At 41.9% G+C, this 23,403-nt stretch carries 15 protein-coding genes and 2 pseudogenes; 11 read left to right on the top strand and 6 right to left on the bottom strand.

All coding sequences use genetic code 11. From position 1 onward, the window contains the following. Positions 1-364 precede the first annotated feature (364 nt). Positions 365-3,856 carry a hybrid sensor histidine kinase/response regulator gene (locus ACE01T_RS13240; protein WP_180082512.1) on the bottom strand — a complete coding sequence of 1,164 codons (3,492 nt, stop codon included), beginning with the start codon at positions 3,854-3,856 and terminating at the stop codon, positions 365-367. Between the two features lie 182 nt (positions 3,857-4,038). On the opposite strand from ACE01T_RS13240, the gene ACE01T_RS13245 reads away from it, so the two are divergent. From ACE01T_RS13245 to ACE01T_RS13255, 3 genes are all read left to right on the top strand, one after another. Beyond that, positions 4,039-4,368 (top strand): DUF485 domain-containing protein, encoded by a 330-nt coding sequence (locus ACE01T_RS13245; RefSeq protein ID WP_086196508.1) that lies wholly within the window; start codon positions 4,039-4,041, stop codon positions 4,366-4,368. Between the two features lie 4 nt (positions 4,369-4,372). Then, positions 4,373-6,088, top strand: coding sequence for a cation acetate symporter (locus ACE01T_RS13250; protein WP_086196507.1), 1,716 nt, complete (start codon positions 4,373-4,375; stop codon positions 6,086-6,088). 273 nt (positions 6,089-6,361) lie between these two features. Further along, positions 6,362-7,057 carry an ion channel gene (locus tag ACE01T_RS13255; protein ID WP_395519424.1) on the top strand — a complete coding sequence of 232 codons (696 nt, stop codon included), beginning with the start codon at positions 6,362-6,364 and terminating at the stop codon, positions 7,055-7,057. A gap of 49 nt (positions 7,058-7,106) precedes the next feature. Here ACE01T_RS13255 and omp33-36 read toward each other — a convergent pair whose 3' ends face one another. After that, entirely contained in the window at positions 7,107-7,982 is an 876-nt protein-coding gene (gene omp33-36, locus ACE01T_RS13260) for a porin Omp33-36 (RefSeq protein ID WP_395519425.1), read from the bottom strand. A 1,396-nt stretch (positions 7,983-9,378) separates the two neighbouring features. On the opposite strand from omp33-36, the gene ACE01T_RS13265 reads away from it, so the two are divergent. Then, entirely contained in the window at positions 9,379-11,082 is a 1,704-nt protein-coding gene (locus tag ACE01T_RS13265; RefSeq protein ID WP_395519426.1) for a GGDEF domain-containing protein, read from the top strand. Positions 11,083-11,104: 22 nt separating this feature from the next. Here ACE01T_RS13265 and ACE01T_RS13270 read toward each other — a convergent pair whose 3' ends face one another. Then, entirely contained in the window at positions 11,105-12,769 is a 1,665-nt protein-coding gene (locus tag ACE01T_RS13270) for a GmrSD restriction endonuclease domain-containing protein (protein ID WP_395519427.1), read from the bottom strand. A gap of 72 nt (positions 12,770-12,841) precedes the next feature. Continuing rightward, positions 12,842-15,673, bottom strand: coding sequence for an excinuclease ABC subunit UvrA (gene uvrA, locus ACE01T_RS13275; RefSeq protein WP_180174986.1), 2,832 nt, complete (start codon positions 15,671-15,673; stop codon positions 12,842-12,844). A 243-nt stretch (positions 15,674-15,916) separates the two neighbouring features. On the opposite strand from uvrA, the gene ACE01T_RS13280 reads away from it, so the two are divergent. Together ACE01T_RS13280 and ACE01T_RS13285 are read left to right on the top strand one after the other, a co-directional pair. Beyond that, positions 15,917-16,273: a DUF1304 domain-containing protein gene (locus tag ACE01T_RS13280; RefSeq protein ID WP_395519428.1), complete on the top strand. Its 357-nt coding sequence runs from the start codon at positions 15,917-15,919 to the stop codon at positions 16,271-16,273. 64 nt (positions 16,274-16,337) lie between these two features. Next, positions 16,338-16,678: pseudogene (locus ACE01T_RS13285) on the top strand (GlpM family protein). Positions 16,679-16,942: 264 nt separating this feature from the next. Here the strand turns inward: ACE01T_RS13285 and tenA are convergent. Then, positions 16,943-17,614 (bottom strand): thiaminase II, encoded by a 672-nt coding sequence (gene tenA / locus ACE01T_RS13290; RefSeq protein WP_395519429.1) that lies wholly within the window; start codon positions 17,612-17,614, stop codon positions 16,943-16,945. Positions 17,615-17,854: 240 nt separating this feature from the next. Here tenA and ACE01T_RS13295 point away from each other — a divergent pair, with 240 nt between their 5' ends. From ACE01T_RS13295 to ACE01T_RS13315, 5 genes are all read left to right on the top strand, one after another. Continuing rightward, on the top strand, positions 17,855-18,940 hold the full coding sequence (locus ACE01T_RS13295) for a DUF475 domain-containing protein (protein WP_180082733.1): 1,086 nt from the start codon (positions 17,855-17,857) through the stop codon (positions 18,938-18,940). Between the two features lie 147 nt (positions 18,941-19,087). Beyond that, a complete protein-coding gene (locus tag ACE01T_RS13300) occupies positions 19,088-20,452 on the top strand; it encodes an MFS transporter (RefSeq protein ID WP_395519430.1) in 1,365 nt (454 codons plus the stop codon). 51 nt (positions 20,453-20,503) lie between these two features. Beyond that, entirely contained in the window at positions 20,504-21,091 is a 588-nt protein-coding gene (gene ssb, locus ACE01T_RS13305) for a single-stranded DNA-binding protein (RefSeq protein WP_180041926.1), read from the top strand. Positions 21,092-21,305: 214 nt separating this feature from the next. Continuing rightward, a complete protein-coding gene (gene ahpC, locus ACE01T_RS13310; protein ID WP_180041929.1) occupies positions 21,306-21,869 on the top strand; it encodes an alkyl hydroperoxide reductase subunit C in 564 nt (187 codons plus the stop codon). A gap of 267 nt (positions 21,870-22,136) precedes the next feature. Then, positions 22,137-23,012, top strand: coding sequence for a pirin family protein (locus tag ACE01T_RS13315; RefSeq protein WP_395519431.1), 876 nt, complete (start codon positions 22,137-22,139; stop codon positions 23,010-23,012). A gap of 303 nt (positions 23,013-23,315) precedes the next feature. Here the strand turns inward: ACE01T_RS13315 and ACE01T_RS13320 are convergent. Then, a pseudogene (locus tag ACE01T_RS13320) lies at positions 23,316-23,403 on the bottom strand (IS5/IS1182 family transposase); the annotation flags it as partial.

A 23,403-nucleotide genomic window follows, 5' to 3' on the forward strand; every position in this document is an offset into this window, starting at 1 on the left:
AAATTATTTAGACCAATGATCAAAAACTTCATTGATGACTTTATTCTCGATAAAAATCATCTGCTACCACAGAGAATCTATAAATAATAGTGCGTAAGTCCTATTTTAATAATAATAACTTGAAAAATTGTAACTAATTATACAAATGTATATTTAAATTTTGATCATCTTTGCCATAGGAAATATGACATTGAATTTTCTGGTCAATAAAGCGGTAGCCAAAATAAAGAAATTGAGCAGTTTTGCCTAAAATGAAAAATAAATTGCCAGTGAGGTTAATAGAGGGTGTTTTTATGTAATGAAAACACCCATTTCACATACATGAAATGGGTGTTTGATCTGTAGTGATTTCTGAATAAAACGCTTAAGAACCGGAAATTTTTAAGCCCGATAACCAGGAACGCAGCGATGCTGGTTTTAACGGTTTTTTCAGCAGCACAATATTGAGATCTTTCAAATGCTGTGGCAGTTCAGGATCGGAATCTGCGGTAATCAATGCCACAGGAACCTGTTCCTGACGGTTGGCCAAAATGAAATCCAGACCAATTTTATTGTTGTTCAGGTGCTGATCGACCAGCCAGACCTGAATATTTTCTTGCTGGATCAGCTCTAGGGCCTGTTCGGGTTCAGTGGCTTTAAAGACCTGATAACCCCATTTGGTCAGTAAGGTCGTCATCCCTTCCAGAATGGTTTCATCATTATCTAGGCATAGAATCTTGTAGGCCTTGCTTTTCAGTGGGGTGGCCTGTACAGGTGCTGCCACGACTTTAGGTGCATCCACGATTGGCACTTCAATCATAAAACACGAGCCCTTGCCATATTCAGAATAGACATGTACCGGGTAGTCCAGCAGGCTGGTCATACGCTGCACAATCGCCAGGCCCAGTCCCAGTCCTTGCTCGCCCCAAGGCGAAGTATGGCCACAGCGTTCAAATTCCTGAAATAGTTTAATGCGCTGTTCTTCGGCAATCCCGGGGCCGGTATCCCAAACCCCAATCCGGATATGGCGTGGTTTTTCGCTAGAGCGAAGTACCCCCACCACAACCTTGCCTTTAGCGGTATAGCGCAGGGCATTGCTGACAAAGTTTTGAATAATCCGGCGAATCCACTGTGGATCGGTGTCGATCCAGAACTGTGCATCATGCACGCTGAATTTAATGCCACGTTGTGCAGCAATAGATTTAAATTGCAGTTCCAGATCACTTAACAGGTCATGTAAGGGATAAGGCTGACGTTTCGGCTGGATGGTACCACCTTCGAGACGGGCAATGTCCAGCAGGGCAGACAGCATGCTTTCCGCACCATGCAAGGCACGGTCCAGCTGTTGCAGGGTTTTACGGTCTTCATCTGACTGTACGCTTTGTTCTAAAGCGGTACTGAACAGGCGTGCGGCATGCATTGGCTGCAACAGGTCGTGACTGGCTGCTGCAATGAAACGGCTCTTGGACATGTTGGCACGGTCAGCCTGTTCACGGGCGAGTTGCTGCTCGGAAAGTGCATCGGCCAGCTGTTGGGTGCGGTCTTGTACCCGCGCTTCAAGTACGGCCTCATTTTCACGGAAAGCGGTAATATCGGCAAAGGTGGTGACGAAGCCGCCGCCTTCAATCGGATTACCGCGCATCTGGATGACGCGGCCATCTTTACGGATCCGTTCAAATTCATGCGCACTGCCCATGGCCATCCAGTGAATCCGTTTGCGCACGTGTTCTTCGACCGAACCCGGCCCGCATTCACCGCGCTCGGCGTTATAACGGATCAGGTCGGCAATCGGACAGCCGACATAGACAATATCTTTAGGATAATCAAAAAGTTTAAGGTATTGATTGTTCCAGGCCACCAGACACATGTTTTCATCGACTACGCTGACCCCCTGGGTCATATGGTCAATCATGGTCATGATCAGGTTCTGGTTAAAGCGTTGCCATTGTGAGGCCTGATCCAGAATATTGGCGACCTGACCGAGTGCCAGACCATTATTCACCATCGCGGTGGTGAGCAGGGTACGCGCCGAAGCAGCACCAATGGTTCCGGCCAGATACTGTTCTGTAAAACGCCACCACATGCCATTGGCATTGCTGTTTTCATTCAGGATCACGTTGTTTTGCGCACAGAACTGCTGAAAGGCATGAGTGGCCGGTCCTTCACCGGTAATCCTTTTGGCCAAGGTAATTAAATCGCCCACTTTCAGGCGGGCAACATCCTGGTGAGAGTAATTGATTTCACTTGAGGCATTGTGGGTCGGCAAAGGTTTGGTTTCATAATAGAAGAAACTTTCCGCCTGAATTTGCTCGGCAATACTGGGACGGAAAATTCGTGACACCCACACATACAGCACGATATTCAGACCCAATGCCCAGGTCACGCCATGGGTGAGGGGAGCAAAAGACTGAAAACCAAACAGCGCTTCGGGGCGTAACCAGTCCATGCCTAAAGGTCCTGCAAGCAGGAACAGCTGGCTAAAATGGCTGTATTCAGCAGGCAGGCTGCGCAGTACGGTAGGCAACAGCAAGGTATAGGCCCACATGACAAAACCGGCAATCAGACCTGCATATACGCCCTGTTTACTGCCACCACGCCAGTACAGACCACCAATCAAGGCTGGAGCAAATTGTGCCACGGCACTGAAGGCCAGCAAGCCAAATACTGAAAGCTGGTCGATGTCATTAAAGAAATGGAAAAACAGGAAACCCAGCAACATGACCGCTAAAATACACACCCGGCGGGTAAATTTCAGCACCAGAGGCAGACGTTTGTCATGACGCGAAAGTATGCCGGTACGCCATAAGGCAGGCATAATCAGGTCATTACTGAGCATAATCGACAAGGCGACTGAAGAGACCAACAGCATTCCCGTAGAAGCAGAAAAACCACCCAGGAAAGCCAAAAGTGTCAACCACTCCTGATCATAACTGAGCGGCAAGGACAGTACAGCGACATCAGGAATCGCAAGAAAATGTGGTGCAGCATGCAAGGCCCAGCTGGCAATTGGAATAATCGCCACTGTGGTCAGAATCAGATAAGTGGCAAACCAGCGACGTGCACCGCGAATATGTTTTTCATCCCGCAGTTCAACCACCGCGACATGGAATTGTCGTGGTAAGCAGATAATCGCCAAGGCTGCGAGTAAGGTTTGCACCCAGAACGTTTCGGGAACACCAAACAGCTGAACCTGTTTAAAGGTTTCTGCGACATCCGTGGAAATTTGCCCCAGGTTTTCGGGGGCATCAAAGACAAAGAACAGGGCCACACACAGCAGGGCAAACAGTTTGACAAAAGACTCAAATGCCACGGCTAGCATTAAACCGCCATGCTGTTCGGTATTGGCAATTTGTCGGGTACCGAACAGCATGGCCAGAATGGCTAAAATTCCAGTCAAAAACAGCACACTATTGGTGGTGCTTTGTATGCCGGTATTCTGTTGCAACACTACAGCAGCACTCAAAGCGATGGCTCTGAGCTGCAAGGCTAAATAGGGAATAATCGCGATGACTGCCAGAATGGTGACCAAAGATGCCAGAGGGCCGCTTTTGCCATAACGTGCAGCCACAAAATCTGCAATGGAAGAAATGGCATGATGCTGCCGCACACGTCCCAAACGGCGCCAGATATCATAACCCACACCGACAAAAATCAGGGGCCCAAGGTAAATGGGCAGGAAGATAATGCCTTCACGCACCGCAGCCCCGGTTGCACCGTAAAATGTCCAGGATGAGCAATATACCCCTAAGGTTAGACTAAAGAGAAACATGCGACCGCGGGTACTTAGGCGACTGGCGTGTTTTTCACCAAAAAATGCACAGATAAAGAGTAACGCGATATAAAGGGCGAGCACGCCGATAATGAGCCAACTATTCATATTGCCTACAGCATAAATTTATGTCGTAATAATAACCTATCTAGTAATCTTGCCGCTTTAATTGATCAAAATTTAACACCAAAGTAGTAATTACAAGAACCTAATAAGATTGTTAAGTTAGATAACGAAATAATTCGAATTAAAAAAATCACCTATGGCTGGGTGCACACAGGAGCATGATTATGGATGAGGCACATGTAGAACGTATTCTACAGAATCCCAAATTTAAAGAAATGGTCAGCAGAAAAAGCAGATTAAGTTGGACATTAACAATCATCATGTTGATTGTGTATGTCGGCTTTATGCTTTTAGTTGGTTATAACAAAGAATTCTTAATGAGTTCGGTTGGCGGCGGCGTTACCACTTTGGGTATGCCGCTCGGCTTGAGCATTATTGTATTGTCTTTCATTTTATGTGGTGTTTATTCGTATATTGCAAACAATAAACTGGATGCATTAAATGAAGAAGCGATGCGAGAAGTTGCAGCAATTGCGAATGAGAAAGGACAGTAATTAGATGAAATGGAATTCATTGAAAGCGAAAGCAGTTGCTGCTTCTACGCTACTGATGTCAGGTATGGCAATGGCTAGTCCAGATTTGGGTGCTGCTGAACAGCAAGCAACCAACTGGCATGCAATTATTATGTTCGCGATTTTCGTGGGCTTCACCTTGCTGATTACCAAATGGGCAGCAAGACAAACCACCAGTACTGCAGATTTCTATACTGCGGGTGGCGGTATCTCAGGTTTCCAGAATGGTCTGGCGATTGCCGGTGACTATATGTCAGCAGCATCATTCCTGGGTATTTCCGCAATGGTATTCAGCTCAGGCTTTGACGGTTTGCTTTACTCACTAGGTTTCATGGTGGGCTGGCCAATCGTATTGTTCCTGGTCGCAGAGCGTTTACGTAACCTGGGTAAATTCAACTTGTCTGACGTGGTTTCATTCCGTCTGGAAGAAAAACCGGTACGTACTTTGGCAGCTCTTAGCTCTTTGGTTGTTGTTGCCTTTTATCTGATTGCTCAGATGGTAGGTGCAGGTCAGCTGATCAAATTATTATTTGGTCTGAACTACAACATTGCTGTCGTGATTGTGGGCCTTTTGATGATGGCTTACGTAATCTTCGGTGGTATGCTGGCAACCACTTGGGTACAGATCATCAAAGCGGTGATGTTACTTTCAGGTGCAACTTTCATGGCTTTCATGGTAATGAAAGGCGTGGGCTTCAGCTTCACCAACATGTTTGAACAATCGATTCAGGTATTCTCTAAAGTACATGAAATCAGCCTTGCAGAAGCAGGCAATATCATGGGCCCAGGTAAACTGGCAGCGAACCCGATTGATGCGATTTCTTTGGGTCTGGCATTGATGTTTGGTACTGCTGGTCTTCCACATATCCTGATGCGTTTCTTTACCGTAAAAGATGCTAAAGAAGCACGTAAATCAGTGGTTGTGGCTACAGGTTTCATCGGTTACTTCTATCTTTTAACTTTCATCATTGGTTTCGGTGCGATCCTTTACGTATCAAACAACCCGCAATTCATTGATGTGGCGAAAATGGCTGTAACTGGCAAGCTAGAACTTGTTGGTGGTAACAACATGGCTGCGGTTCACTTGGCTGATGCTGTTGGCGGTGACTTGTTCATGGGCTTCATTTCAGCAGTAGCATTCGCAACGATTCTTGCGGTGGTCGCTGGTTTGACATTGTCTGGTGCTTCAGCAATTTCACACGACTTGTATGCAAACGTATTCAAGAAAGGCCAAACTACACCTGAATCTGAACTACGTATGTCTAAAATTGCAACTCTAGGTCTTGCGATCTTTGCGATGATTTTAGGTATCCTGTTCGAGAAACAAAACGTTGCCTTCATGGTAGGTCTCGCATTCTCGGTTGCTGCATGTGCGAACTTCCCGGTACTGGTACTGTCAATGTTCTGGAAAGGCTTGACCACTCGTGGTGCAGTAGCTGGCGGTGTTGCAGGTCTTGTTGCTGCAGTAACTCTAATTGTACTGTCTAAAGCGGTTTGGGTAGATACTTTGGGTGTTTCTGAGACACCAATCAACCCATTCAATGGTCCAGCAATCTTTGCAATGCCATTATCGTTCCTATGCTGCTGGTTATTCTCTGTGACTGACAGTTCGGCACGTGCGCATGCAGAACGCAAAGCTTTCGATGCACAGTATGTACGTTCACAAACAGGTATTGGTATCTCTGGTGCATCAGATCACTAAGATACAGTTACTTTAAAAAAAGCCCCATCAGGGGCTTTTTTTATGACTTTAGCAAATGGACACAACGTGATTGCAAGGCTGGGCTTCGGTTCTCAATCCTATTGTTAGAATGGATGAGACTCTCTTTTATCAAACATAAATCTGGCAAAGAAGAGGGCGACTTTTATCATTTTTCTACAAATGTTTCACTTGCAGCTTCAAGCATTCATGCTAAGTTGATTAAAAGAAACATAAAAAATTCAGGCATAAAAAAGCAATATTCTGGAGCAGTACATGCAGGCGATTATGGATGTGTGGAAGGTATTTCGCGTATTGCCTTCAGCTTGGCTACTTTTATTACAATTTATTATTTTAATTCTGTCGGTTGCCGTCAATTACAGCACGCCTTACCGTACGCTCAGCTGGCTACTGGGGGTGCTGGTTTTACTGGTGATTGCCAAAGTCATTCGGCAAACACCGATGTTTACCATTTTGGGCTTAAGTTTTGTCAGTGGTGCCGTGATTTTTTCTTCTCTGATTATATTAGGTATAAAAAATCCATGGCTACAAGTCATTGCCCATGGTTTTGAAGCAGCAGCTTACTTTAGCGCGGCCTACGGTTTGTTGCGTTATATGTTTGAAGACCGCTATTTAACCCGAGATGAACTGTTTGCTGCAGGTGCGGTATTTACCTTGCTGGCCTGGGCATTTGCTTTTTTATATAACGTTTGCCAGCTGTTAGTGCCAGGCAGCTTTCAGAACCCCAATGTTACAGGTTTACAAAGCTGGCTTGATTTATTGTTTTTGAGTTTTAGTTTGCAGTCTGCAACCGGCTTATCGGATTTAATGCCCCTAAGTGCCCCCGCACGGGTACTGGCACTACTGCAAATGTTTTCCGGGGTTATGTATCTTGCCCTCATTGTTTCACGCTTGATAGCCTTGCAATATATTGCCCATTTACCCAAGCATTCTAAAGATAAAGACCAATAAAAAAGGACGCATAAAGCGTCCTTTTTTGAATTCTTTTTTTTATTAAAAATTAGAAACGGAATTTAGCATTAACGCCTACAGTTTGCGTATCAAGCGCAAGTTGTTCAGCATTCGCATTTACGTAAGAAGCGCCCACTGCAACAGCAGGAGTGATGAAGTAATTTACGTTCGCACCCCAAGCTGAGTCTGGTGTATCAGCAAAGCTAGATTCCATGTAAGATGCGCCAACGCTTAATTTAGGTGTAACAAAAAGAGTTGTACCTAGGTTATAAGCAGTATCTTCACCGTAAACTAAACCAGATTCAAAACCGATTGACATGTTTGTACCATCAATTGCACCAACGTATTTGGTACGTGCAGTGATCGCATCTTGGTCTTGATCAATCGTGTCAGATTCAAAACCAGCTTTAACAATACCGTTTGAAAGGATGTTGAAAGCGTCAAGAGAAGCTTGATCGGCAACGCTCGTATAACCTACTGCAACCAAGAAATTAGGCGCAGCAAATGCACCAAGTTCTAAGGCATAACGGTCGCCATTGCCGTCTGGATTACCCGCTTTGTTATCAGCGATTGTATGGCTGTAAGAAGCGCTTGCATATGCAGGAACAACTTGAGTCGGGATATAAGCTTCACCTTTTACACCAAAAGTATGGTGTACAGTGCGGTTACCAAATTCTTGTCCGTCTTCGCCATAGTTATAAGCAACAGATACGTTAGACGCTTGGTTTAAGAAAGCTGCTTCAGCCAATGGGCCTTTAGAAGAGTCAATATCTTTAAGGTAATAAGTACCTTGCAAACCACCGATGAAATCTTTGTCATTTGCTGTGGTGTCGATGTATTCAGACTGACCTTGTACTTCTACTTGATATGCTTGAGCACCGGTCATGGCTAATAATAAAGCAGTGGCTAAACCGAGTTTTTTCATATTAATTTCCAGTTCTATTTTCTATTGCAGGTGAATTAAACTACTTTCATTGTATTGTAACAAAACATTAAGTCAATGAACTAAAAGAATATTATTTTGTTGTTTTTTTTGTTATATATAATGTAATTGGTTGAAAAAAGTACGATTAAACTGTGTCAGGTCAACTTGAAAAATTTGTTTTTAGAACAAATGAATATGAATATTTTTAAAGCTTATTTTTTCAGAAATATGCAAAAAAATAAGGGCTTTGTATAATGTTAAATTGGATTAAATTTAAAAATTAATTGTAAAATCCAATTGAAATATACTTTATTGCATGATCTGTATGGCATTTTAAGGATATTCATTTGATTCTAATAATAAAATTCACCTAAAATGGGATGGTATTGATTGAAAAATGCACAAATTGTAATTTATTTAGTGCAAATATCGTGCTTTTGTGATGAATTTTAAATCTTACTGTTTTGATAGGCTTTACTTTTATAACAGTTTTTACGATAATGTATCTATCAATTCATACTACATTGCAATAATGTGATGATGATCTGATTCTCCATAAACAAGTTTTTGTTTTATATGCCCAACTTTCCCCAAGGTTGGGTTTTTTTTATGTCAGAAAAATATTGCAGTTGGCTGCGAAATAAAAACAGGCAATAAAAATGGAAGCATAATCATATTAATAGCAAAACTTGTTTTTAGTCATTAGAGAGTGAATCCTTAAGTAGAAACCCTAGAATTAATTTTTATTGCACTAATGTGGTGCTTAATTTGGAGTGAGGGATTAGATTTTTCTTGAAATTTAAGTATAAAAAACCCCAATTTTCAAAGAAAACTGGGGTTTTTCGCCAAAATCTTCGGAAAAATTAAAAAATCTGCTGAGAATATATTTAATTTGCCCTAATGCAGTGCATTATGCACTTATTTGTGGCATATGTAAATATTTTCTTATCATGCAAGTAGCAATATTTAGATAAGCAGCTAATTGAAACAATATAAATTGGGGGGCTTCCTAGAAATAGTCCTGCATTATTTTGTCGAGATCTTTAAGGGAAACAGGATTTTCTATTTAAGCGGCTTGCTTAACTGCAATTTAATTTATAGATATGCAAAATTTTTAATTGCACTCAATGAAAAGCAGGTTGCGACTATCTGAAGGAAAGAATAAAAATTAAGTTGAAACTCTACAGATATGCACTGGATCTTAAAGCTTTATTAAAGAATTTAGATTTTTTTTTAACTTTTATTTGAGAAAATATTATAAGTGGTTGATAGAATGCAGATATTTAAAAATATTGATTAATTTTTAACTCTTTTTAGATCAAAATCGTGTAATATATTTATATATAATTTGAGTATGATCACAGGTCATTTGGTGTGTATGGTGAGTAATTAATTTATGTATAAATTACGCTCGGAACATATCAGCCGGCGACTGTTTTGGTCGATGATCATTATCGCACTGTCTCTTTTGTTTTTATCTGTTCCCTTAATTGTCAGTAGTTATCAGAGCTATCAGAAAGCAGATCGTGCCTTAACTGAAATTTCTGCGCTTCGTGCTGTAGCTGATTTAGCCAATAAAATTTCCCGTGAACGGGCACCTGCTAATAAGGTGATGTCGAGTAGTGCTGTTGAACTCGAAGAAAATATAAAAGAATTACAAGCTTACCGGAAAGAAGTAGATCTGCAGATTGAGCAGACAAGTGCAATTTTAGCTGCCGCAGGTTTTTCTGTGCAGGCTCAAGCCTTATCTTCTCATGTAAAAGGGGCTTTGGCTCAAGGTCGTCATGCGGTTGATGTTTATAGTGCCTTGCCGCGATCTGAACGGAGTGCAAGACAGCTGGATCAGGCGATTCAGCAAATGTTTAAGGCATGGGATAGTTGTAAAGGAATTATAGAAAATGTATTGGTGCATTCTGAAGCTAAAGGAACTTCAGTCTCAGACTACTATACGCTGATTTTAATTTTGGCTGATTTACGTGATCAGGCTGGTCGAACTGCCTCTAATATTATGGCAGCAGTGACTTTTAATGAAAAAATCCCCGAAGATAACTTGGCGCGGTCATTGCAGACGCAACATCAGGCCCATTATTTATGGGCTTTAGTGAATACCATACAGCCTGAGCAGGATAAAACCCCAGAATATCTAGCTTTGCATCAGCAGGTAAAAGCACAGTTTTTAGATCAAGGTATTCCAATAATTACTCGCCTGATGAATGAAAGTATACATAATCAGACCTATTCATTGACCGGTACGCAACTCACAGAAGCAATGGTTGATAAATTCCTGACAGTAGTCAATCTGCAAAGCTATATTCTGGATTACAGTGTTACGGTGGCTCAAACCCAGAAGAAACAAGCCCAGCAAAAACTGATTTTAACCTTACTGGTGGCGCTGATCTGTTTGGTCGCAGTTTCTTTTACCATGATCTATGCGCGTAATCATGTTTTTATACCGTTACTTAAGGCCAGAAATACCATTCTTCGACTGGCACAGCATCATGTTATAGAGAGTAAACAGACACCATTATCTACTAAGCCAATCACCTTATTAGACGCCCTTAAAGAATTAAAGCAGGTGCTACAGCAGCGTGATGCACTGGAATTTCAGCTCAGAAATATTGCCAATACGGATAATTTGACTGGTGTATCTAACCGTTTGGCTTTAGAGGAATATATCCGTTATCTGGAGAATAAGCCGAATCAGTTCAAGCACACCGGCTTAATCATTATTGATATCGATGACTTTAAGCATGTGAATGATACTTTTGGGCATATTGTCGGCGATGAAGTCATTAAACTGATTGCAGAAAAATTGCAATTGAATGTAAGAGCTTCGGATTTAATTGTTCGTTATGGTGGTGATGAATTTTTGGTTTTAATCGAGCACATTAATTTTCCGGAGGCTTGGGCTATTGCCAATAAAATTCTTCAGGAGATTAGTAGATCTGAACTGTATATTGCTGAACTAAACCAGAATATTCGTGTTTCTGTTAGTGCTGGAGTAGTGGTAGGGGGAGCATCGTGGATGTCATTACTGGAAAAAGCTGACAAATCATTATTTCAGGCTAAGGCAAATGGTAAAAATGCAGTGGTGGGGTGATGCCACTACTGCATTTTGAATTTTAAATCATTTCTGCTTCTTGAGTATCAACATCTTCTAGATTTATTATTTGGCTATGAACTGTATCATTGCATGTGAGTAAAACTCTCTTTTCTATTTCTAATGATAGCGCTTTGCAACGTTGCTGGATAAAATTTTCATAATCATTAGTCCAAATCCCATAATTATTGATATTGATCAGATGAGTGAGCATATGATTTTGTAAACTAGGGTTTTGCTCTCTAAACTTCGTCATATATTCGGATGGTGCTTTAGCACCAATTTGTCTTTTATTTAAAAAATCATCTACGATTGTAATATTAGCAATATGATTACTTTGAGCTTCTCCAATACCCTTTTTACTTAAATAGGCTTTAGGGAAGAAATGGTGATAATTTCTACTATTAGCTCTATGAAGCCAATCGTTATTAATGTTTACGATAGCCCCATCAATAAATGAAACGGGTCTGTAATAAGCTAATATACATAACATCGCTTTTATATAACTACGACCTGCATTAAAACTACCATTTTTACGTATAAATTCCGGTGAAGTATCAATATACCACTCATATTCTGGTTGTATATTTATCAGAATTAAATCAATTTTTTTAATATCTTGAGCTAATTTACTTTCAACAGAACTTGAATATCTCCCCCCTAAGCTAATCCGCCAAAAAAAATCTTCCAAATATTTCTGTTTTTTATCTAATGGTTTATCTTTGTGGTGATAAAAGAAATAAGCAAAAGGGGCAAGTAATGCATTGTAGGGTAATAACTTTGAAACAGGAATTCGATAATAACCTTTTAAATAATCAACGGCTGCTTCAATTGCTTTAACTACATTATCCCAAATATTAATGAATTGAACTTTTTCCAAACGAAGAATATTTTTTCGGTTACATTCTTTGGTAATAATTAATGAAACTATTTGTAAAACTGTAGCATCAGAAATGGTGTCATATTCCACATTTTTTAATGTAGCAACTAAATTTTGAAATTTTTCGGAAAGGTCAAACTCTTTCTCTGAGTCAAAAGTTTTTGCAACCATAATTTCAAAAAGTGATAATGGTTTACCACCAACATTAATTCGAGTAAAAATTTCAGTTGCCACGTCAATAGAGGCTTCTTTAACTTCTATAAGCGAAAAATTATAACTTTGAATAATTTGTTTATATTCATCAAGTAGTAAATGAAATTTAGAATCATATGTCACTAGAGTAGATAGACCTGAATTAATTAAATCAGTAAGGCTTATATAGGTTTTATCTTCAAAATTAGATATATCTGTAACAACAATTTGTTCTTCAGGACTTGCTGTTAAATTAATAAAAATTTTACTAAAATCATCAGTTTTTGAACCACGGATTATTGTTAAACCTTTTAGTGCGCAGAATAAACTAGTTAGTCTTTGCTGGCCATCTAGAACATATTCTGCAAAATCACCTTCGGGTACAGGAGGGAGGGTTACATTACCTAAATTTTTAACTACTCGTAAACTTTCTTTAGTTTTCCATGTAATGAAAGTACCAATAGGGTAACCTTTTAGAATACTATCAATTAAATTTGCCGCTCTTTCTATACTCCATACGTAGTCACGTTGAAATTGTGGAATTTTGATTAATCCTTTTTCAATATCAGCAAGTAATGTTTTATAAGGTAAGTTTTTAGGTTCAGGTAAATTCATAAGATTAAATTTTAAAAATAAAAAACGGTGAATGAATCACCGTTTTATCATGCATTTAGCTAAAGTAGGAAATTATTTAAGCAAAGGCTTCAAGAACTTCGCTGTATGTGAAACTTTAGATTTCACCACCTGTTCAGGTGTACCTTCTGCAATAATCATCCCGCCGCCAGCACCGCCTTCAGGACCTAGATCAATCACCCAATCTGCGGTTTTAATCACATCCAGATTATGCTCAATCACCACAATGGTATTTCCCTTGTTGCGTAGCTCATGCAGAATGTCGAGTAGCTTGGCAATATCGTGGAAATGCAGACCTGTGGTTGGCTCATCGAGCACATACAGGGTTTTACCGGTATCCCGTTTTGCCAATTCACGTGCCAGTTTTACACGCTGCGCTTCACCACCTGAAAGGGTAGTAGCAGACTGACCCAAGCGGATATAACCCAGACCCACTTGATTTAAGGTCTCCAGACGGCGGTGAATCACCGGAATGGCATCAAAGAAATGCATCGCATCTTCAACCGTCATTTCCAGTACATCAGAAATGTTTTTACCTTTATAGCCGACTTCCAAGGTTTCGCGGTTATAACGCTTGCCATGACAGGCATCACACGGCACATACATATCCGGCAGGAAGTGCATGGCCACCTTGATCATGCCGTCACCTTCACAGGCCTCACAGCGACCTCCTTTCACGTTAAACGAGAAACGACCCGCAGCATAACCACGCGCTTTGGCTTCCGGCGTTTGGGCAAACAGTTCGCGAATCGGCGTGAACAAACCGGTATAAGTCGCAGGGTTAGAGCGTGGCGTACGCCCAATCGGGCTTTGGTCAATATCGACGACTTTATCAAGGAATTGTAGTCCATCAATCGAGTCAAATTTTTCCGCGGTTAACGTGGTTGCACCATTGAGTTGGGTAGCTGCAAGCGGTAACAGGGTACGGTTAATCAAGGTCGATTTACCTGAACCCGATACACCAGTGACACAAGTCATTACGCCTAAAGGAATGGTCAAATCAACATTCTGCAAATTATGACCGGCGGCACCCATCAGCTTGATTTGTTCTTCCGGTTTTGGTGGCTGAGTTCGAACTTTCGGAACCTCAATTTTTAACTTGCCTGAAAGATATTGACCGGTGAGCGAGTTTTCATTGGCCGCCAATTCTTCATAGGTTCCTTCGGCAATCACATGACCGCCATGCACGCCAGCACCCGGACCAATATCAATAATATGGTCGGCTGCACGAATCGCATCTTCATCATGCTCAACCACCAGGACGGTATTACCAAGATCACGCAGGCGAACCAGTGTTTCCAGCAGACGGTCATTATCACGTTGATGCAAGCCGATGGATGGTTCATCCAGCACATACATCACGCCCATCAGGCCGGCACCAATTTGCGATGCCAAACGAATACGCTGTGCTTCACCACCCGATAGGGTTTCGGCAGAGCGCGACAGACTGAGATAATTCAAACCCACTGAAACCAGAAAATGTAGACGTTCGCGGATTTCCTTGAAAATCTTGTCGGCAATTTCGCCTTTGGCACCTTCAAGATTTAAATCTTGATAATAGCTTTCGGCATCGCCAATCGACATTTTGGTAATCTGCGCGATGGTTTTGTCTTTGACACGAACGTTACGCGAGATTTCATTCAGACGTGAACCACCACAGGCATCACAGGCTGCATTGGAAAGATATTGAGCCAAATCATCACGTACATAGTTCGATTCCGTTTCACGGTAACGACGTTCCAGATGTGGCAAAATACCTTCAAAAGGTTGCACCCGGTTATGTTTACGACCGCGTTCATCGATATAACTTAAATCGACTTTCTCCTTACCGGTACCGTAAAGGAATTTTTTCTTGGTATCGGCATCGAGTTCATTCCACGGCGTATCTAAAGAAAAGCCAAAATGGGCGGCGACTTTTTCAATCATGCTGTAGTAATAAGGACGCTGTCTGTCCCAGCCACGAATCGCACCCTGGCTAATCGAAATTTCAGTATTGGGAATCAGCTTTTCTGCACTGAAATGGCTACGCGTACCTAAACCATCACAGACCGGGCATGCCCCAAAGGGATTATTGAAGGAGAACAGGCGTGGTTCCAGTTCGGCAACCGCACGGTCACATTCCGGACAGGAGTGCTTGGCAGAGAATACCCGTTCAGGTTGCTCGCCTTTCATCCAGGCCAAAATGGCAATATCACCGCCCAGGCGCAGCGCAGTTTCAAAGGATTCGGCAATCCGGTTACCCAAGTCATCACGTACTTTAAAACGGTCAACCACCACTTCAATGGTGTGCTTTTTCTTTTTGTCCAGTTCTGGTGGAGTATCAATTTCAACAATTTCACCATCCACACGCGCACGGACAAAGCCCTGACTTTGCAGCTGTTCAAACAGGTTGCTGTATTCACCTTTACGCTCACGCACCACAGGGGCCAGCAGCATCAAGGCTGTACCTTCTTCCAGACTTTTTACCGCATCGACCATTTCTGATACGGTTTGTGCCACCATCGGCAAGTCATGTTCAGGGCAATAGGGTGTGCCGACACGGGCATATAGCAGACGTAAATAGTCGTAAATTTCCGTGATTGTTCCCACAGTTGAACGCGGGTTATGGCTGGTCGATTTCTGCTCGATGGCAATGGCCGGACTTAAACCTTCAATCGAGTCGACTTCCGGTTTTTCCATTTGCGAAAGGAACTGGCGTGCATAAGCAGACAGTGATTCCACATAACGGCGTTGACCTTCAGCATATAAGGTATCGAAGGCGAGGGATGACTTACCTGAACCCGAAAGTCCCGTAATCACCACAAACTTGTCGCGTGGAATATCGAGAGACACATTTTTCAGGTTATGGGTACGTGCACCTCGAATACGGATGTGACTTTGGCTCATGCAATGATCCTAGAAAATTCATCAAAAACCTATATATGATAGCGCATGAAAAATGTTCAAGCTGTATTAAAAAGAATTTAAACGACATTTTGTGTCGGACTGGTCAATGATTGAAACTCAATGCATGGAAATGGTCTTTCTCTGTACCTGCAAGTCATAGATTTAGATATTGAAATTCAGTATTTCGACTAATTCACCGTTAAAATACAAAATATCGTCTGAAAAATAAAAAACGGAAATCTCATGATTATTACAAAAGTTATGATCGCCCTGATTGCTGGGTTGCATCTCTATATTTTAATTTTGGAAATGTTTTTGTGGGATAAACCTCTGGGCATGAAAGCCTTTGGCAATACTGCGGAAAAGGCAAAACTGACCAAGGTGCTGGCACAAAATCAGGGTCTGTATAATGGTTTTTTAGCCGCAGGCCTGATCTGGTCGTTACTTGCGCCTGTAAGCTATGCACCTGCACTGGCGAATTTCTTTTTGGCTTGTGTGCTGGTTGCTGGGATTTATGGCGGTATTACCGCAAGTAAAAAGATTATTTATATTCAGGCATTGCCTGCACTGCTGGCTTTGATTGTGCTGAACTTAGTTTAAGTAAACGATATTTTGCAGCTTAGACTATGCGGCTTAATCAATTGATCAGTTCGGATGGGTCGGGATGCTGGCTTTATTTTTGAAATATATTTTAGGGCAGCGGTTGTACTTATTATTTTCCTTCTGTCCAAGAATAAAGCGTTTTATATCGCCGGTCTGGTGTCACTCTTTTCGACTTTTGCTTTAATCGCCCATGTGATTGTGTCGCAACAGTAGGGTGCAGAAGCTTTGCGTAAAATGGCATTATTGGGTTTATGGTCTTTAATTCCCTATGCCATTTATCTGCTGATGGTTTATATGCTGGCAAGCAAAATGTTGATGTGATCCTGTTTAGGCATAGCAACGCTTTGCTGGATTGTGGCTGCGGCAGGGCTGATTTATGGCTGGCAGATGTTTCAGCAGTAATGATTTAATAAACAAAAATTAAAGCATCAAAAATATTTGCTATCGTGGAATAGCCATTCGCAACTGTTCGAGGCATGAGGTGTATACACCGCAAGATTTAATAAGTAATGTTTCTGCGAAAAATTTTATATTTTTCGGTAATCGACGAGTTTTGCGAATGGCAAATGCCTTTGGTTACTTTGGGCGAAACCAAAGTAACGAATGAGCTGTTTCAATTTATGTTATAGCTGTAAGACTCCGCCGAAAAGAAATAGGTATTTTGGATTAATCATCCACACCTAACCACTGTCTTTGATCATAAGCGCTATCCCAGAACAGCCATTCCAGTTTGGCAGCCGTGGTATAGGCAAGATGCATTTTCTCTAAAGTATCTGCATCACAACGAGCAGCTACGCTATCAACCGTCGCAATTACGTTAGCAACGGCCTGATTAAATTCCTCGCCTGCATAGGTATCAATCCAGGCCTGATAAGGATTATTGGGAATGGAATGCTGAACAATCGCTTTGCCCACTTCGGCATAAATCCAGAAACAGGGCAGTAAAGAAGCCAGAACCACCGGATAGCTTTCTGACCAGGCCGTGGCGGTTAAAAATGAAGTGTAATGATGACAAGCCAGAGTCAGTGGCGTGGTTCTAAATTCTTCTTGGCTAATGTCAAATTCCTGCATAAAGTCAGCATGCAGGCTGCGTTCTACCACAATGGCAATTTTGGCTGCATCTGAAAACTGCATGACATCTTCCGCTGTAAATGCTTTTGCAGCACAGACCGCCAGTGCACGGCCATAAGCCAGTAAATAATGCGCATCCTGAATCACATAATGACTAAAAACGTCTTTGCTCAAAGTCCCTTGTGCAAGTTCTTGGTTAAATGGCAGGGCTAAAGTTTTTTCGTATAAAGCCAAGTTGCGTTGCCATACATCTTGAGAAAAGCTCATGTCATCATCCTGTCGATGTTAAAAGAAGAATTTACAGAAGGCGGGACTATAACAAGAGTTTTCAACTCAAGATATGCAGTAGAAAAAATAGTGTATTTGTACTCAAAAAAAATCATACCAAGAACTTTGGATTAAAGTAAAAAAAGCCGTCATAATTGAAGCGATCAAATTTCAAGTGCTCTCTTTTAGGTTCTGCCCAATGCACTTGATATACATTATTTGTCTATAGGTCGATTTATCATAATGAAACATTTTGGTTTCTCCATTATTTTTACCATCGTGTGTCTGGCTATATCTGCATACTGGGGATTTACCCATGGCCCGGAAGCAGGGGTAAAGACCATGTTCACGGCACTGACCATTACGGCTATTTTGGCTGTTATGGAAGTGTCTCTTTCTTTCGATAATGCGGTGGTGAACGCCTCTGTGCTCAGAGGCTGGGATCATTTCTGGAAAATGATTTTCTTGACGGTTGGGATCATCATTGCCGTGTTCGGTATGCGTCTGGTGTTCCCGATTGTGATTGTTGCCGTAACTGCTGACATGGGCATGTTCGAAGTCGTGAAAATGGCCCTGAATGATCCGATCAGTTATTCCGAAAAGCTGATGGCCCATCATGCGGAAATTGCAGCCTTTGGTGGTTCATTCCTGTTACTGGTGTTCCTGAATTTCTTCCTGGACAGCGAAAAAGATACCCACTGGTTTAGATGGCTGGAAGCGCGTTTATCCAATCTGGCTAATGTACCGGCAATGTCAGTCTTCCTTGCTTTAATTGGCTTGCTGATCATGGCAGCCAATGTAGAAGAGGCCACACGTTTAGTGGTGACCATGGCCGGGATTTGGGGAATTGTGATTTACATTGGGGTTCAAGTATTGAGCCACTTGTTAGGTGGTGAACCTGAAATTGATGAAGAGGGTAATGCTGTAGCACATGATGCCAGTGGTGCCTCTACAGGCGTTATTAAAGCCGGTTTAGGCGGTTTTATTTACCTGGAAGTACTGGATGCATCGTTCAGTTTTGATGGTGTAATCGGTGCTTTTGCTATTACTTCGGATGTGGTGATCATTATGCTCGGTCTGGCGATTGGTGCCATGTTTGTGCGTTCAATGACCATTTATCTGGTAGAAAAAGGTACCTTGGATGCTTATATCTATCTTGAACACGGCGCGCATTATGCTATTGGAGCTTTAGCCTTCATTATGCTGGCCAGTGGTACCGGTGTGCATGTGCCGGAAGTAGTCACCGGTTTAATTGGTGTAGCGTTTATTGTCTGGGCAGTCATTGCTTCCATTCAATATAGCAAACGTCAAGAACGAATCCATTAATGGTTTTTTAAGAAAACCGAGTACAATAGGGACGCATGAAAATGCGTCCTTTTTTATGGTGGTTCATTCCTGAAAAATCAGCATTTATAATATGAATGTTGTAGGATAATCCATCGAAATGAAATTTATAGACCCAAGCCAATTAATATGATGAATGCTTTAGAACGCCGTTCAACCTTTGCCTTAAGCAGTATTTTTGCACTGCGTATGTTGGGCTTGTTCATGATTATTCCTGTGTTTTCGGTGGCAGGGCAGTCATATCAAGGGGCAACCCCTGCACTGATTGGTTTAGCTGTTGGGGTCTATGGTTTAACCCAAGCCATTTTACAAATACCATTCAGTTTGCTGGCCGACCGCTTTAGTCGTAAGCCTTTGATCATTATTGGTCTGTTGCTGTTTGCCCTTGGTGGTGCGGTTGCGGCGATGTCCGAGAGCATTTATGGCGTAATCATTGGCCGTGCGATTGCCGGTGGTGGAGCAGTTTCAGCGGTGGTGATGGCACTTTTGGCCGATGTCACCCGTGAAGAACAGCGCAGCAAAGCCATGGCAGTCATGGGCATGAGTATTGGCGTATCCTTTATGGTGGCCTTCAGTCTGGGACCTTGGCTGACCAGCCTGATGGGAATTTCTGGCCTGTTTTGGGTGACGACCGTTATGGGTTTGGCTGCCATATCGATGCTGCTCTTTGTTCCTAAAGTGACCCGTCATCATAAAAATTACCAGCAAGGTTATGCTGCACAGTTGAAACAGGTATTGAAAATGGGCGATTTAAACCGTCTGCATGTTTCAATTTTTGCCTTGCACCTGTTGCTGACTGCAATGTTTGTCTATATGCCATCGCAACTGATTCAGTTTGCTGGTATTCCCTTATCCAGTCATGGTCTGGTGTATTTGCCACTACTCATTATTAGCCTGTTTTTTGCCTTTCCGAGCATTATTTTGGCGGAAAAATATCGCAAAATGCGCGGCATTTTTCTGACGGCAATTGGCGGAATCGTATTGGGCTTGCTGGTACTGATTTTTGGTTATGAATCCAAATATGTTTTATTGGCAGGTTTGGGGTTATTCTTTATTGCCTTTAACGTCATGGAAGCCTTATTGCCTTCATGGTTATCCAAATCTGCACCAATCCAGTCCAAAGCGACAGCCATGGGCGTAAATTCCAGCAGCCAGTTTTTAGGGGCATTTTTTGGTGGCATGATTGGCGGTCAACTCTTGTTACTCAATAATACCTCATTGGGCTGGAGCATTTTGGCGGGGATCGCGGTGGTCTGGTTATTGATCAGCTTTGGTTTGGCCCAGCCGCGTTATCTTTCTTCATTGGTATTGGCCTTGCCCGAGACAAAACAAACGGATGAGTGGACTTCTCAACTTTTGGCAATTCGTGGTATTGAAGAGGTTGTGGTGATGTCCGACCAGCAATTTGCTTATGTTAAAATTGATAAACAGCTGATAGATGAAGCTGCGCGACAAGATTTAACGCAGTTGTTGGGTAAAGAGGTAGCCATTTAAGCATAACTCTTATAAAGTAAAATATAGAAATGAATAGGAAGTGTACGTCTGATGCGTGGTGTTAATAAAGTCATATTAGTTGGAACTTTAGGTAAAGATCCTGAAACCAAAACTTTTCCAAATGGTGGTTCTCTGACTCAGTTTTCAATTGCAACCAGCGATTCGTGGACTGATAAAAATACGGGTGAGCGTAAAGAGCAAACTGAATGGCATCGTATTGTGTTGCATAACCGCTTAGGTGAAATTGCACAGCAATATCTACGTAAGGGTTCAAAAGTTTATATTGAAGGTTCATTGCGTACGCGTCAGTGGACAGACCAAAGCGGTCAGGAACGCTACACCACAGAAATTCGTGGTGAACAGATGCAAATGCTGGACAGTAACCGTCAGCAAGGTGAACAAGCTGCGAGTGGTGATAACTCGGGTTATAACCAGCCACGTTTCAACAATAATCAAGGCGGCTATAACAACAATAATAACAACCAAGGCGGTTATGGTAATCAGGGTGGTTATAACAACAACCAGAACAATCAAGGTAATAGTTATGGCAACAACAACCCGGGTGGTTTTGCACCAAAACAACAGCCTGCACCAGCAGCAGCTGCACCGGCAGATCTAGATGATGATTTACCATTTTAATAAAATTAAAAAGGCAAGTCGTCATCCAAACCCTTTGTAACAGCAAAGGGTTTTTTTATTGTCTAAACCAATCAACTGTAAAAATCAGATAGCAATTTTAAATCTATAAATCCGATAATTTTTATAAAAAAGTACGGTTTTACCTATTTTAAAATCTTTCGTATTCTAGCTTCACCAGATAAGCAATCCCGGAAACGAGCTAGAGGAGTATCTCATGAGTTTAATTAATACTGAAGTGAAGCCATTCAACGCAACAGCATATAAAAATGGTGAATTCATTGAGGTGTCTGAACAGGACATGATCGGAAAATGGTCAGTGGTATTCTTTTACCCTGCAGACTTCACTTTTGTTTGTCCAACAGAACTCGGTGATTTGGCAGATAACTATGCTGAATTCCAGAAAATGGGCGTAGAAATTTATTCAGTATCGACAGATACCCATTTCACTCACAAAGCTTGGCACGATTCTTCTGAGGAAATCAAGAAAATCCAGTACACCATGCTGGGTGACCCAACTTGGACCTTGGCGAAAAACTTCGAAGTGTTAATTGAAGCTGAAGGTCTGGCAGACCGTGGGACTTTCGTCATTGATCCGGAAGGTAAAATCCAGATTATCGAAATCAACGCTGGCGGTATTGGCCGTGATGCGCAAGAACTTTTACGTAAAGTGAAAGCTGCACAATATGTCCATGCTCACCCCGGTGAAGTTTGCCCGGCAAAATGGAAAGAAGGCGATGCAACCCTTGCACCCTCAATCGACCTGATCGGTAAAATCTAATCTTAAGTTAAAATACTTTCCCAAAAAATCCAGGACTTCGATTCTGGATTTTTTTATGCAGGTTCTGGGTAAAAGAGCAAGATAGATCATCCTAGCTATAGCACGATGATGATATTAATCTTGAAGAAATGATTTTTTGTATTAAGTTTGAGGATAAAAAGTCCATTATCCCATTCTTGAGACGCTGTATATTGCACCGTGACTAGGCTGGAATCTTTAAAAAATTTAAGATAAACGCATACTGTTTCCTAGAGATAGGAGTTTGAGATGAAAAAAATTATTGGCGTTTACCGCAATCAGAACATGCACTGGGTCGGTGACGGTTTTCCAGTGAAAAACCTATTTTCCTATGATCGCCTAGGGCAGGCAATCAGTCCATTTTTACTTTTGGATTATGCAGCACCCTACCATTTTAGCCCAACGACGCAGCAGCATGGGGTCGGCTCACATCCACATCGCGGCTTTGAAACCGTGACCATCGCCTATCAGGGTGAAGTGACGCATAAAGACTCGGCCGGTGGTGGTGGAACCATTCAAAGCGGTGATGTGCAATGGATGACGGCAGGAGCAGGTCTGGTACATGAAGAATTTCATTCAACCGAATTTGCCCAAAAGGGTGGCCTGTTTGAAATGGTGCAGCTTTGGGTCAACCTGCCTGCAGCAGACAAAATGACCGCACCGAAATATCAGGCCATTACAGCAAAAGACATTCCAGTCATTAATTTTGAACAGGATGCCGGGTATATTCGGGTGATCGCCGGAAACTATGCCGGGCATACAGGTCCTGCTTCAATCCATAGTCCGGTCAATGTCTGGGATGGTGAATTAAAAGCCGAGCAGGTTCAGCATCTACATGTTCCTGTCGATCATAATGTACTGCTTGTAGTATTGTCGGGTGAAATGCAGCTGAATGGAACGCAGCAGGTACAGGACAGCTCGATTGTGATGTTTGCTCAAGATAGCGAAATTGATATTCGAGTTGAAGCATTGCAAGACAGCAAATTTTTGCTGCTGACGGGTCAACCGCTCAATGAGCCAATTCAAGGCTATGGACCCTTTGTGATGAATAGTAAAGATGAAATCATTCAAGCATTTAATGATTTTAATAGCGGTAAGTTTGGTGAAATTCCGGTTACAGCTTAAGTCGCTATTCACTGGATTGATTCAAAAAGAAACAGCCCCTAAAAATTGAGGGGCTTTTTTGCGAACTGAATTTTTTGTTATCGGTATATTTGTATAGTTGTAGCTGATGAAAACGTGATGGAGTTATCAGGTTTTTACTTTTTCTATCATAATAATATTGGAGGGTTTTGTAAAACGTTAGTTAAAAAAATGGTTAATATATATTACTTTTTTTAAAGGTTTTTTGTTTTTTTATGCTTTAGAAATAAAATAATTTATTAAATTTATTTCAAGGTTTTTTTCTATATAGGGTCTGTTGACATTTCAAGTATAGAATTTACCCGATAAAGGTAGCCAAATAAATATACAAGCTAATGCAACTGCACCCTCATAGCTACACTTTAGCTTATCA

Source organism: Acinetobacter uliginosus (assembly GCF_044130295.1).
Lineage (GTDB): Bacteria > Pseudomonadota > Gammaproteobacteria > Pseudomonadales > Moraxellaceae > Acinetobacter.